The sequence below is a fragment of the Pseudomonas sp. W2-17 genome (genome assembly GCF_041060445.1).
Taxonomy (GTDB): domain Bacteria; phylum Pseudomonadota; class Gammaproteobacteria; order Pseudomonadales; family Pseudomonadaceae; genus Aquipseudomonas.
Window position 1 is genome coordinate 322,225 of record NZ_JAUFNS010000001.1, and the last position, 13,183, is coordinate 335,407.

At 60.9% G+C, this 13,183-nt stretch carries 10 protein-coding genes; all 10 read right to left on the reverse strand.

Annotated features, from left to right (window positions below):
- Positions 1 to 34: 34 nt before the first annotated feature.
- Positions 35 to 1,969, reverse strand: coding sequence for a methyl-accepting chemotaxis protein (locus tag QWI20_RS01555; protein ID WP_369303851.1), 1,935 nt, complete (start codon positions 1,967 to 1,969; stop codon positions 35 to 37).
- A gap of 162 nt (positions 1,970 to 2,131) precedes the next feature.
- On the reverse strand, positions 2,132 to 3,424 hold the full coding sequence (locus QWI20_RS01560) for an adenylosuccinate synthase (RefSeq protein ID WP_122533816.1): 1,293 nt from the start codon (positions 3,422 to 3,424) through the stop codon (positions 2,132 to 2,134).
- Positions 3,425 to 3,478: 54 nt separating this feature from the next.
- Entirely contained in the window at positions 3,479 to 4,666 is a 1,188-nt protein-coding gene (locus tag QWI20_RS01565; protein ID WP_369303853.1) for an ATP phosphoribosyltransferase regulatory subunit, read from the reverse strand.
- Positions 4,667 to 4,955: 289 nt separating this feature from the next.
- Positions 4,956 to 5,825 carry a protease modulator HflC gene (hflC, locus tag QWI20_RS01570; protein ID WP_122533818.1) on the reverse strand — a complete coding sequence of 290 codons (870 nt, stop codon included), beginning with the start codon at positions 5,823 to 5,825 and terminating at the stop codon, positions 4,956 to 4,958.
- Complete coding sequence (gene hflK / locus QWI20_RS01575) at positions 5,825 to 7,006, reverse strand: FtsH protease activity modulator HflK (RefSeq protein WP_369303854.1); 1,182 nt, start codon at positions 7,004 to 7,006, stop codon at positions 5,825 to 5,827. Before hflK ends, hflC begins: the two co-directional genes overlap by 1 nt.
- A gap of 96 nt (positions 7,007 to 7,102) precedes the next feature.
- Positions 7,103 to 8,404 carry a ribosome rescue GTPase HflX gene (hflX, locus tag QWI20_RS01580; protein WP_369303855.1) on the reverse strand — a complete coding sequence of 434 codons (1,302 nt, stop codon included), beginning with the start codon at positions 8,402 to 8,404 and terminating at the stop codon, positions 7,103 to 7,105.
- Positions 8,405 to 8,416: 12 nt separating this feature from the next.
- On the reverse strand, positions 8,417 to 8,677 hold the full coding sequence (gene hfq, locus QWI20_RS01585; RefSeq protein WP_019691505.1) for an RNA chaperone Hfq: 261 nt from the start codon (positions 8,675 to 8,677) through the stop codon (positions 8,417 to 8,419).
- Between the two features lie 105 nt (positions 8,678 to 8,782).
- Positions 8,783 to 9,754 carry a tRNA (adenosine(37)-N6)-dimethylallyltransferase MiaA gene (miaA, locus tag QWI20_RS01590; RefSeq protein WP_369303856.1) on the reverse strand — a complete coding sequence of 324 codons (972 nt, stop codon included), beginning with the start codon at positions 9,752 to 9,754 and terminating at the stop codon, positions 8,783 to 8,785.
- Positions 9,754 to 11,709 (reverse strand): DNA mismatch repair endonuclease MutL, encoded by a 1,956-nt coding sequence (mutL, locus tag QWI20_RS01595; RefSeq protein ID WP_369303999.1) that lies wholly within the window; start codon positions 11,707 to 11,709, stop codon positions 9,754 to 9,756. Before mutL ends, miaA begins: the two co-directional genes overlap by 1 nt.
- A gap of 26 nt (positions 11,710 to 11,735) precedes the next feature.
- Positions 11,736 to 13,175 carry an N-acetylmuramoyl-L-alanine amidase gene (locus QWI20_RS01600; RefSeq protein ID WP_369303857.1) on the reverse strand — a complete coding sequence of 480 codons (1,440 nt, stop codon included), beginning with the start codon at positions 13,173 to 13,175 and terminating at the stop codon, positions 11,736 to 11,738.
- Positions 13,176 to 13,183 lie beyond the last annotated feature (8 nt).

Here is a 13,183-nt window from a genome sequence, read left to right on the forward strand (position 1 = left end):
CCGGGGGGCTGCAATACCCCATCCGTGCAGGCGACTACGCGCGGAACTGCCCAAGACTCGCCTTGAGCTGAGCAGCAAGCCTGTCCAGCGTCCTGCCGCTGGCGGTCGTTTCCACCACGGCCTGCGCAGCCTTCTCGGCTTGAGCGTGAATGACTTCTACACGCCCCCGCACCGCTTGCGCGCCCTGAGCCTGATGCTCTGCCGCGCGAGTCGCCAGACCAATCGCCGCATGAACCTGCTCGACAGACACCTGCACCGACTGCTGCAGCCGCGCGCTGTCCTTCAATACCGCCAAGCCTTCTTTGGCCTGACGCCCGGCCAGACCAATCGTTGCCACCGCCTCGCGCGCCCCGGATTGCAGCTTGGCGATGTGTTCCTGAATATCGCCCGTTGAGCTTTGCGTCTTGCTCGCCAACGCGCGCACTTCATCGGCGACAACGGCGAAACCTCGACCGGTCTCGCCCGCGCGCGCTGCTTCAATGGCCGCGTTGAGGGCCAGCAGGTTGGTTTGCTCGGCGATGCCATGGATCACCTCAAGCACCACTTCAATCTGCTGGCTTTGCTGCGCCAGCCGCTCGATGACCTGGGAACCGGTCTCCACCTGCCCGGCCAGCGCCTCGATCAGGCTGCCCACCTGATTGGAGGTGCGTGTGTTTTCATTGGTCGCCTGGCGAATATCCACCACCTGCCGCAATGCTGCCTGCATCGCCTGGCTCTCGGCCTGCGCCTCGTCAGCCATCTGCGCCAGCGCTTGAAGGCTGGCAGCCACTTCATCACGCTGCAACTCGGCGGCAGCGCCGGCGCCCGCATTGCGTTTGCTCATGGCGCCGATCTCAACCCCCGTCTGTTGCGCCACATCGCCCGCCTCTCGAACGATCGGCTGCAATTTGTCGACAAAGCGGTTCACCGCCGCAGCCATATCGCCTATCTCATCGTTGCTGTTGAGTTTGACGCGCTTGGTCAGATCGCCTTCGCCTGCGGCCAGATCATCCAGCGCACGATTGAGCAGCTGCAAGCGCAACACGACGCGGCGCCCCAGCACGATGGCCAACACCACAAGCACACCGAGCCCCACCAGAGACAGCCCGACGCCGATTCTCCAGCGCAACGTGGACGCAGCCTCCTGTACGGCGGAGCTGGTATTGGTTGCCATCGCGGTGGCCGACGATTGCGCCGTTTGCAGACGCGAGCGCAACGCGGCAGAGCTCTCGGCCGCAGCGCCACCCAGGCTTTCCGAGACCAGTTGATCACCGCTGCCGATCAACGCAACGAAGCGCTTGTCCAGCGCCGCCAGATTCTCTTCCACCGACGTGGTCGATACGCCCATGCGTACTTTGCCGATTTCCACACCGTTGGGGCTGATCGACGCCTCGACGTAATAAACCGAAGGATCCTTCTGCGCCGCATTCAGGACCTTGTCCATGGCACGCTCGCCCTCGCCTTTCGCCAGCAGGGCCTTGATCGATTCGTTCTCGCGGTTCAGATAACGCGTCAGGTGCTCCCCTTGAGCATCGTCGTAGACCACAAAAAGCACATTCGGATTGCGTTGCGCACGGCGCGCGAACTCCGACAGCGTCGGCGTATCGCCATCCCACATCGCCCGTGGCGCCACAGCAGCCAGCAGCTCGGCCATGTCCGTCGCTGAATCCCGCAGGTCTTTCTCCAGCGTCGCACGCAGTTGCTTCTGTTCATCTTTCAGACGCGTCGACAGGCCGGCGCTCAGGCGCTGACGTGTATTTTGCGAAAGAGTGTCCAGACTGGACGTTACGTCGCGGCTTGCCTGTTCCAACTCGCCGGTCAAGTGTTGCGAATCTACACTCAGCCGCGCCGCCAGTTCAGCTTCGAGCGCGGTAACCGTGCTCCGAGTAAGGGCGACGGCAACCAGCACCTGCACCACAAGTGCAATACCAAGAGCAATGAATACAGGCCGCAGCAAGCGACTGCGCAGAAGAGAAGTAACAGCCGACACAGGAAATCCCCCACAACACACGCCATTAAAATGATGGCATCGCGTAATACGTGGAATCACAGCAAGGGTCGTGCCGCAGTGGCGGGTCTGATTGGAGGTGCAAGCCAACGGGCAAAACAAAGGGCCGCCGAAGCGACCCTTTGTTTGTGTTTCAACGACTTATCAATCGAACGGGTGACGCAGAACGATCGTCTCGTTGCGGTCAGGGCCCGTCGAAATAATGTCGATCGGTGCACCGACCAGCTCTTCGAGGCGCTTGATGTATGCGCGAGCGTTGGCAGGCAGCTCTTCCAGGGTCTTGGCACCCAGGGTCGACTCGGACCAGCCCGGCACTTCTTCGTACACGGGCTCCAGGCCGATGTAGCTGTCAGCGTCGGTTGGGGCGTCGATCACTGCACCGTTCTCGTTTTTGTAGCCCACGCAGATGTTGATGGTCTCGAGACCGTCAAGCACGTCCAGCTTGGTCAGGCAGATGCCCGAGATGCTGTTGACGTCGATAGCGCGACGCAGGATAACGGCGTCGAACCAGCCACAGCGGCGGGCACGGCCGGTGGTTGCACCGAACTCGTGACCACGCTTGGCCAGAAACGCGCCGACGTCGTCGAACAGCTCAGTCGGGAACGGACCCGAACCCACGCGAGTGGTGTAGGCCTTGGTGATGCCCAGGATGTAATCCAGGTACATCGGCCCCATGCCCGAACCGGTAGCGATGCCGCCGGCAGTGGTGTTCGAGCTGGTGACGTACGGGTAGGTACCGTGGTCGATGTCCAGCAACGAACCCTGGGCACCTTCGAACATGATGTCTTTGCCGGCGCGACGCATTTCGTGCAGCGTGGCGGTCACGTCGAGCATCATCGGCTTGAGCAGCTCGGCGTATTCCATGCACTCGTCGAGTGTCTTCTGGAAGTCGATGGCCGGCTCTTTGTAGTAATTCACCAGAACGAAGTTGTGGTAATCCAGCAGCTCGCCCAGCTTGGCGGCGAAGCGCTCGCGGTGGAACAGATCACCGATGCGCAGGCCACGACGCGCAACCTTGTCTTCGTAGGCCGGGCCGATGCCGCGACCGGTTGTACCGATCTTGTGCTCGCCACGGGCTTTTTCACGCGCCTGATCAAGGGCCACGTGATAGGACAGGATCAGAGGGCAGGAAGGGCTGATGCGCAGACGCTCGCGCACCGGAATGCCTTTCTCTTCCAGCTTGGTGATCTCGCGCATGAGTGCATCAGGCGCAACAACCACACCGTTGCCGATCAGGCACTGCACGCCTTCGCGCAGGACGCCGGACGGAATCAGGTGCAGGACGGTTTTCTCGCCGTCGATCACCAGCGTGTGGCCAGCGTTGTGGCCGCCTTGATAGCGCACTACCGCGGTTGCATGTTCGGTCAGCAGATCAACGATCTTGCCTTTGCCCTCATCACCCCATTGGGTGCCCAGGACTACGACATTCTTACCCATAACACTTGTCCTCATTCGCGCAAACTTGGTACCGGCAGCGGCCGGCGGGGAAACTCAAGAGGCCAGCGGCATTACCTGCCAACGCTCGCCCTGCTGAATCAATTGCCGATCGCAGTCGGCGTCTCGCGCCGCTGAAACCGGTTGGCCTGGCAAGGCCTGAACCACACGCTGACCTTCAGCGCGCAGCTGACAGACCTCCTGCCACAGCACCGCATCAGTGCTGTCCGGCATCCAGATACCGCCAGACGGTAACTCGATCTGCGCCTGACCGCGTGTGACCAGGGTTTTCAAATCGGTGGAAAAACCCGTTGCCGGGCGCGCACGACCGAAGTCGGCACCAATGTCATCGTACCGACCGCCCTGGGCGATCGACTGGCCAACACCCGGGACGAACACCGCAAACACCACACCGGTGTGGTAGTGGTAGCCGCGCAATTCGCCGAGGTCAAAATACAACGGTAGCTCAGGAAAACGGGCCGACAGACGTTCGGCGATTTCCTGCAGATCATCCAGCGCTTCGATGACCGGCGCCGGGGCATTCGCCAGACGGTCGCGGGCCTGTGCCAACACGCTACGGTCACCACACAGATCAACCAGCGCGCGCAGCATGCTGGCCAGATCCGCAGGCAGACCTTCGGTCAACGCAATGACCTCGTCGATGGCCTTGCGCTGAAGTGCATCAAACAGCTGTTGCTCGACTTCGCCGGACAACCCGGCAGCGCGTGCAAGACCGCGGTAAATCCCGACGTGGCCCAAGTCCATATGGACGTCCGGCACGTCGGCCAGTTGCAGCATCGCCAGCATGAGGCTGATGACTTCGACGTCGCTGCTCGGGCTCGCATCGCCGTACAGCTCGGCGCCCAGCTGGATCGGGCTGCGCGAGGAAGACAACGCACGCGGCTGGGCATGCAGCACGCTGCCTGCGTAGCAGAGACGGCTCGGGCCTTCGCGACGCAAGGTATGGGCGTCGATGCGAGCGACCTGCGGCGTAATGTCCGCGCGGAAACCCATCTGCCGACCCGATTGCGGGTCGACCACCTTGAAGGTGCGCAGATCCAGATCCTGGCCCGCACCGGTGAGCAGTGATTCGAGGTATTCGATGTGCGGGGTGACGACAAACTCGTAGCCCCAGCTCTGAAACAGATCCAGCACCTGACGACGCGCGACTTCAATACGCGCAGCTTCCGGCGGCAGTACTTCTTCGATGCCATCCGGCAGCAGCCAGCGGTCAACCGTTGCCATTACGCCTTTCCCCTATGATCCGGGCGGCCGGCCCTTGGGCAAGCCTTGAGTGAAGCAGACAGCATTCTGCAGACGCAGGGCAGGAAACATCCCCTGCCCGATGCGCCGCAATTGCGTGAACACTGTCCTCGAAAAAACTGCCGCGCACGGAACACGCCACGGCCAATCAATCGTGCAGACGCAAAAAAGCCGGGAATTTCCCGGCTGCCGCATCATACACACGTTTTGTCGCGTGATCACCCCGACGGGCAGTTTTGCCGCCCGGCGGAGTGATCAGGTGCTGATGCGATTACGGCTTGGATTTTTGCAGGTAGCGGAAAAACTCGCTGCCTGGGTCCAGCACCATCACGTCGCTTTTGTTGGCGAAGCTTTCACGGTAGGCGCGCAGGCTACGGTAGAACGCGTAGAACTCCTGATCCTGACCGTAGGCCTTGGAGTAGATCGCGGACGCTTGAGCATCACCATCACCGCGTGCCTCTTCAGACTCGCGATACGCTTCGGCCAACAGAACGCGGCGCTGACGATCGGCGTCGGCACGGATGCCTTCAGCCAGTTCGTTACCCTTGGCGCGATGCTCGCGGGCTTCACGCTCACGCTCGGTGCTCATGCGCTCGAACACGCTGCGGTTCACTTCCTTCGGCAGATCGATAGCCTTGACCCGAACATCGACAACTTCGATGCCCAGCTCTTTGCCGGCCATGGTGTTGAGCGACGCAGTGATGTCAGCCATCAACGCGTCACGCTCACCCGAAACCACCTCGTGCAGGGTGCGCTTGCCGAACTGGTCACGCAAACCGGACTCGAGACGACGGGAAAGACGCTCATCGGCGATCTGCTTCAGGCCGGATGTCGCGGTGTAGAAACGCTCAGCGTCCTTCACACGCCACTTGGCGTAGGCATCAACCATTACGGCTTTCTTTTCCAGCGTCAGGAAACGCTGAGTCGGCGCATCAAGGGTCATCAAGCGACCATCGAACTTGCGCACCTGATTCACGTAAGGAATCTTCACGTGCAGGCCTGGCGAAACATCCGCCTGAACCACGCGACCGAACTGCAGCAGCACCGCGCGCTCGGTCTGAGCGACGATGTAGAAGCTGTTCCAGGCGACTACGGCCAACACGACGCAGACAATCAGGGCAACCAGAGATTTATTGCTCATCAGCGAGTCTCCCTAGTGCGCGTGTCACGCTGCTGTTGCATGTCCGCTGCCCGTGAGCCCGGGTCTGCCGGTGCAGCAGCAGCGCCGCCGGCGGTAGACAAATTGGAACCGTTACGGCTGCTATCGATCATTTTGTCCAACGGCAGGTAAAGCAGGTTGTTCTGACCTTTGTCGCCGGTCACGAGTACCTTGCTGGTGTTGCTGAAGACTTCCTGCATGGTGTCCAGATACAGACGCTCACGCGTGACTTCCGGTGCCTTGCGGTACTCGGCCACCAGCTTGGTAAAGCGATCTGCCTCACCCTTGGCCCGAGAGACCACTTCGTCACGATAACCGTTGGCGTCTTCGACGATACGCTGAGCCTGACCGCGGGCTTCCGGGATCACACCGTTGGCGTAGGTTTCAGCCTGGTTACGTGAGCGCTGCTCGTCTTCACGGGCGCGGATCACGTCATCGAACGCTTCCTGGACTTCGCGTGGCGCCGCAGCGCTCTGCACGTTGACCTGAGTCACGGTGATGCCGGTGCGATAGGTATCGAGGAAGCGCTGCAGCCGCTCCTTGATTTCGCTGGCCATCAACTCACGACCTTCAGTCAGCACCTGATCCATGGCGGTTGAACCGACCACATGACGCAAGGCACTTTCGGTAGCGTGCTGCAGGCTGACTTCAGGCTGATCAACGTTCAGCACGAAATCCTGCAGGTTGGTGACTTTGTACTGCACGGTCAGTGGCACTTCGACGATGTTCTCGTCTTCGGTGAGCATCTGGCCCTGCTTGCTGTACGCACGTTCGCGCGTGACGTTTTCGAGGTACTTGCGATCGAACGGCGGGAAATAGATGTTCAGACCCGGCCCGACGGTTTCGTAGTACTTGCCAAAGCGCAGCACAACGGCTTGCTCCTGCTCGTCGACCACATAGATTGCGTTGTACAGCCAAATGGCGAGCAGCACGACCAGACCGATGCCGAGCAGGCCGAGGCCACCGCCCTTGCTCGATCCACCGCCGCTGCCGCCGCCATCGCCACTGCGTTTCTTGCCACCACCGAACAACCCATTCAGGCTTTCCTGCAGCTTACGGAAGGCCTCGTCGAGATCCGGTGGCCCCTTGCGGTCGCCGCCCTTGCGCTTACCACCCCAAGGATCCTGATTATTCGAGTTGCCACCCGGCTCATTCCAAGCCATAGCGCTCTCCATCTGATAAAGCAAAGACGCGCCCGCGGCGCGCCGACCAATGCTACAGAATGCCCGTCAAAGCGGTACAACCGCTTTGTCAGGCTTTTATTGCAAAGTGTGTTGCTCGATGAATTCGAGCGGCTGCAGTCCTTCGCGACTCACCAGGCGATTGAATTCAACTCGGGGTAACCGAACAGCCAGAAGACTCTGGCCTTCTTCGTCGTGTCCTTCGCTCTGCACCGCACCCAGGTTGAAAAACTGGGCACGCAACCGGGCGAACTCCTGCGTCAGGCGCAACGTCCCCACAAAGAGATCATTGCCCAATACTTCGGCGATGGCTTGCCTGAGCAAATCCAGACCGCGTCCGTCTCGGGCAGAAACCCAGACCCGCTGCGGCTTGCCATCGGCATCGCGTTGAATCTGCGGCTCCACCCCTTCGAGCAGATCGAGTTTGTTATAGACCTCAAGCATCGGCAAGTCCCGGGCGCCAATCTCGCCCAGCACCACCATGACCTGCTCGATCTGCTCAAGGCGATCGGGCTCGTGAGCGTCGATCACATGCAGCAGCAGATCGGAGTTGCTCGATTCTTCGAGCGTAGCCCGAAAGGCCTCGACCAGCTTGTGCGGCAAATGGCGGATAAAACCCACCGTATCGGCCAGCACAATCGGCCCGAGGTCTTTGACTTCAAGGCGGCGCAGGGTCGGGTCGAGGGTCGCGAACAGTTGGTCCGCCGCGTAGACGTCGGAGTCGGTCACCGCATTGAACAGCGTTGACTTGCCGGCGTTGGTGTAGCCGACGATCGACACCGTAGGGATATCGGCGCGGGACCGGCCACGACGAGCCTGATCACGCTGACTGCGGACTTTTTCAAGCCGGCCCTTGATCTGACGCAAGCGCACACGCAACAGACGTCGGTCCGTTTCAAGCTGGGTTTCACCCGGGCCGCGCAGACCGATACCACCGCCCTGACGCTCAAGGTGAGTCCAGCCACGGACCAGCCGCGTACTCATGTGCTCAAGCTGGGCCAGTTCGACCTGCAGCTTGCCTTCATGGGTACGCGCCCGTTGGGCGAAGATGTCGAGAATCAGGCCCGTACGGTCAAGCACGCGACACTCGAAAACACGTTCGAGGTTACGTTCCTGACTGGGTGTAAGGACATGATTGAAGATGACAATATCTGACTTTTCGGTTTTGACCAGGTCGCGTAATTCCTCGACCTTGCCGCTGCCCACCAGATATTTGGCCGTAGGCCGATGTCTTGGCACGTTGACGAACGAGACAATATCGGCACCGGCCGACAGCGCCAGTTCCCTGAACTCCTGCGGATCTTCGCGCGCCTCAGGGTCCTGACCATCCAAGTGAACGAGGATCGCCCGCTCACCACCACTGTGGCGCTCAAAGAACAAAGCAGACTCCTATCAGGCGTTACCTGGCTCGGCGTCAGCCTGCTCGGATTCGGTAGCGCTAGGCAGACGAATCGGGCGAACGGGAACGACAGTCGAGATGGCGTGTTTGTAGACCATTTGGCTGACAGTGTTCTTCAGCAAAATAACGAACTGGTCAAAGGATTCGATAGTGCCTTGCAGCTTGATACCGTTTACCAGATAGATCGAAACCCCAACCTTTTCTTTACGCAAAGTGTTCAGGTAAGGGTCTTGTAGCGAATGCCCTTTTGACATGTGCCGCACTCCTTTAAGGATCAATAGAATAAATTTCGAAAACGTTGGCTTGGGCCGCTACCTCCCGAAGGCTATCCCCCAAGGATAGACGGCTATTGCAAGGACTCAGCTCAATATGGAGACCGACCCCAGGTATTTCAAGGCGCGTGGCAGATTGTCGCAAGCCAGGCTGTCCAACCAGTGCAAATCCTGCCAGCTGCGTAGCCAGGTGAACTGCCTCTTGGCCAGCTGGCGCGTGGCAATGATGCCGCGCTCCTGCATCTCGTCCCGAGTCAGCTTGCCGTCCAGATGATCCCAGACCTGGCGATACCCTACAGCTCTTATAGACGGTAAATTCGAGTGCAGATCACCCCTCGAACGTAGCGCTACGACTTCTTCAACGAATCCTTCATCAAGCATTTGCCTGAAACGCACAGCAATTCGGTCGTGGAGCACCTTGCGATCCGTCGGTGCGATCGCGAGATTTGCGACAGTATAGGGCAATTGATGAAGCCCCGAAGCGCTCGCTTGAGCACTTTGCGCACTTTGTTGTTCACGGTGCGCGGTCATGCTCATTCCGCTAACCCGAAAAACTTCCAGCGCGCGAACCAGCCGCTGAGGATCGTTGGGGTGAATTCTCGCTGCCGACACCGGATCGATGCTCGCCAGCTCATCATGCAACGCCTGCCAACCCTGACTGGCCGCTTGCGCCTCAATCTGCGCACGAATCTCGGCGTCAGCCGCAGGCATATCGGCCAGGCCTTCCAGTAGAGCCTTGAAATACAACATCGTGCCGCCCACCAGCAGGGGAATTTTTCCCCGGGCGGTAATTTCCGCCATGGCGTGCAAGGCATCGGTTCGAAAATCCGCCGCAGAGTAGCTCTGGCCGGGGTCGAGGATATCGATGAGCCAGTGCGGATACGTGTCCAGAAGCGCTTTTGATGGCTTGGCAGTGCCGATGTCCATGCCGCGATAGACCAGCGCGGAGTCCACGCTGATCAGTTCGCACGGCAGCACCTTGGTCAGCTCGATAGCGAGATCGGTTTTGCCGGCGGCGGTCGGCCCCATCAGGAAGATGGCCGGAGGAAGCGCACTCATCAGCGACCGCGCAGGAATAGTTTGTCCAGATCATCCAGACCCAGCTGGGTCCAGGTGGGCCGCCCATGGTTGCATTGACCGCTGCGCTCGGTATTTTCCATGTCACGCAACAGGCCGTTCATTTCCGGGATGGCCAGCCGGCGATTGGCGCGAATCGCACCGTGGCACGCCATGGTGCCCAGCAGCTCATTCATGTGCGCCTGAACGCGGTCGCTGGTGCCGTACTCCATCAGATCGCCCAGCACGTCGTGCACCAGTCGATTCGCCTCAGCCTGCTTGAGCAGTGCGGGAATCTGCCGGATCGCGAGCGTCTCTGGCCCCAGGCGCTGTAATTCGAAGCCCAGTTGCTGGAAGGTCGCCATGTGCTCCTCGGCGCAGTCGGCCTCTCGCTGGCTAACCGCGATGGACTCCGGCACCAGCAGCGGCTGACCGCTCAGGCCTTCGCTGGCCATGGCGATCTTCAAACGTTCGTACATGATCCGCTCGTGGGCCGCGTGCATGTCCACCAGCACCAAGCCGTGGGCGTTTTCCGCGAGGATATAAATGCCTTTGAGCTGAGCCAAGGCATAACCCAGCGGCGGCACATCGCCCTGAGAGTCGGGTAACGAGACACTGCCTGCGCCCACCGGGGCCTGCGCGCCGGGCAACGGGGCAAAGAATTCGCTGTAAGCGGCACGCGCCTCTTCGGCCGGGAGCACCGACGATGGCCGCGGCGTGTACTGATACTGATAACCCGCGCCGCTGCCAGAGCCCGGCGCGGATCCGGCCGACAGACTCCAGGCCTGACCTTGCGGCGTTTCGAGCACGTTATTGGCCAGGCGCATTTCGCCCTGGGGCCCGAATTCGCCAGCATCCGGCCCGCTTGGGCGCACCAGCGCGGTGACCGAGGTGGTGCCAGCAAGCTGATCTTCAGGTCGTACATCACCCAAAGCGCGATGCAGCGTGCCGTACAGGAAATCGTGAACCATGCGCCCGTCGCGGAACCGCACTTCATGCTTGGTCGGGTGAACGTTGACGTCGACGACCGCTGGATCGACTTCGAAAAACAGGACGAAGGTCGGATGCCGGCCGTTGAACAGCACGTCGCGATAAGCCTGACGCACGGCGTGGGCAACCAGTTTGTCGCGCACCGCACGGCCGTTGACGAAGAAATACTGCAGATCGGCCTGACTGCGTGAGAACGTCGGCAATCCAACCCATCCCCACAACCTCAGCCCGTTGCGCTCGACCTCGATGGGCAGCGCCTGTTCCAGAAACCCGGGGCCGCAGATGGCCGAAACCCGTCGCGCACGCGATACGTCATCCCGGGCTTCGTGCAGGCTCAGGACGGTCTTGCCGTTGTGGCGCAAATGAAAGGCCACGTCGAACCGCGCCAGCGCCATGCGCTTGATGACTTCCTGGAGATGATCGAACTCGGTTTTCTCGGCCTTGAGAAACTTGCGCCGCGCAGGGGTGTTGAAGAACAAGTCGCGCACTTCCACGGAGGTGCCGACAGGGTGCGCAGCAGGCTGAACGCGCGAAGCCATGTCGCGGCCTTCGGTCTCGACCTGCCAGGCCTGATCGGCACCGCGTGTGCGCGACGTCAGGGTCAGACGGGCCACGGAACTGATCGACGCCAGCGCCTCGCCCCGGAAGCCAAGGCTCATGACGCGCTCAAGGTCTTCCAGGTCGCGGATCTTGCTGGTGGCATGCCGGGCCAGCGCCAGGGGCAAGTCATCCGAAGAAATGCCGCCGCCGTCATCGCGAACACGCAGCAGCTTGATGCCGGCCTGCTCAACGTCGACATCGATACGGCGCGCGCCGGAATCGAGGCTGTTTTCCAGCAGTTCCTTTATCACCGAAGCCGGCCGCTCGACGACCTCGCCCGCCGCAATCTGGTTGGCAAGCCGTGGGCTGAGCAACTGGATACGTGCGGCTTCTGCCGCAGGTAAATCGGGGCTTACGCTGACATCCAGTTCCTGGTCACCGAGCAACAGGTCAGTCACGGCTCACCTGCCAGTTCTGCGCTGGGAATTCTCAGTTCCTGGCCGACTTTTAATTCGTCAGAACTCAGATGATTGGCGGTGCGAAGCATCGGCATGGTCATGTCGTAGCGCGCCGCGATCATGCTCAGCGATTCGCCGGGACGGACCGTATGCTCGCGCGCACCCATGGCCAGTTTGCCGTTGTCCCGCAGCCAGGCGATGTAGGTGCCTTGGGGCGGATTCTGCTGGAAGAACTGCTTAACGCCAGCGGTAATGGAACGCGCCAACGCCTGCTGGTGGCTTGCACCTTCCAGCTTGTTCGCTTCCGCCGCGTTGGAGATAAAGCCGGTCTCGACCAGGATCGACGGGATGTCCGGCGACTTCAGCACCATGAAGCCGGCCTGCTCGACGCGAGATTTGTGCAGCGAGGTCACGCGGCCGATATTGGTCAGAACCTTTTGGCCAACGTTCAGGCTTGAGGTCAGCGACGCGGTCATCGACAGATCGAGCAGTACGCCGGCGAGCATGCGGTCTTTGTCATCGAGGCTCACGGCCCCGGCGCCCCCGATCAAGTCGGAACGGTTTTCACTGTCCGCCAGCCAGCGTGCGGTCTCAGAAGTCGCGCCGCGTTCGGACAAGGCAAACACCGAAGCCCCGAAGGCCGCGGAAGAAGGCGCCGCGTCGGCGTGAATGGACACGAACAGGTCAGCCCCTTTGGCGCGGGCAATTTCCGTGCGCTTACGCAGCGGGATGAAGTAGTCGCCCGTACGGGTCAACTCTGCGCGGTAGCCCTTTTCGCCGTTGATCTGGCGCTGAAGCTCCTTGGCAATCGCGAGCACGACGTTCTTTTCTTTCTCACCGCGGCCGCCGGATGCGCCCGGGTCTTCACCGCCATGACCCGCATCGATGACGACGACGATGTCACGCTTGCCATTCGGCACAGGGGTGAGTTTGATTTCAGGCTTGGACGGGCTGACCGGCACCGCAGGCGTCGCTGGAGCAGCGGTGGCCGGGGTATCAGCAACCGATGGCGGCGGATTGGCATCGGCAGCGTTGTCGTACAGATCGACGACCAGACGGTTGCCGTATTGCTGGTTCGGCGCGAGGGTGAAACTCTTTGGTGTCACCGCCTTTTTCAGGTCGATGACCACGCGCAGGTCGTCAGGCGTGCGCTGCGCCGAGCGCATGCTGGTGATCGGCGTATTGGCCGTCGGCACGTTCAACGCGCCACCCAGGGTGGCGCCATTGATGTCGATGACCAGACGATCAGGGGACTGCAGCGTGAAGACGCTGTGCTGAACGGGGCCAGACAGGTCGAAAACCAGTCGAGTGTTATCCGGAGCACGCCATAAGCGGACACTTCGTACCTGTGAAGCGGCCAACGCGTCGACAGCCAGTGTCGCCAGCAGCAGTCCAATCACAGTAACCAGCGCGCGCATGCGCATACCAAACCCCATATCTATTG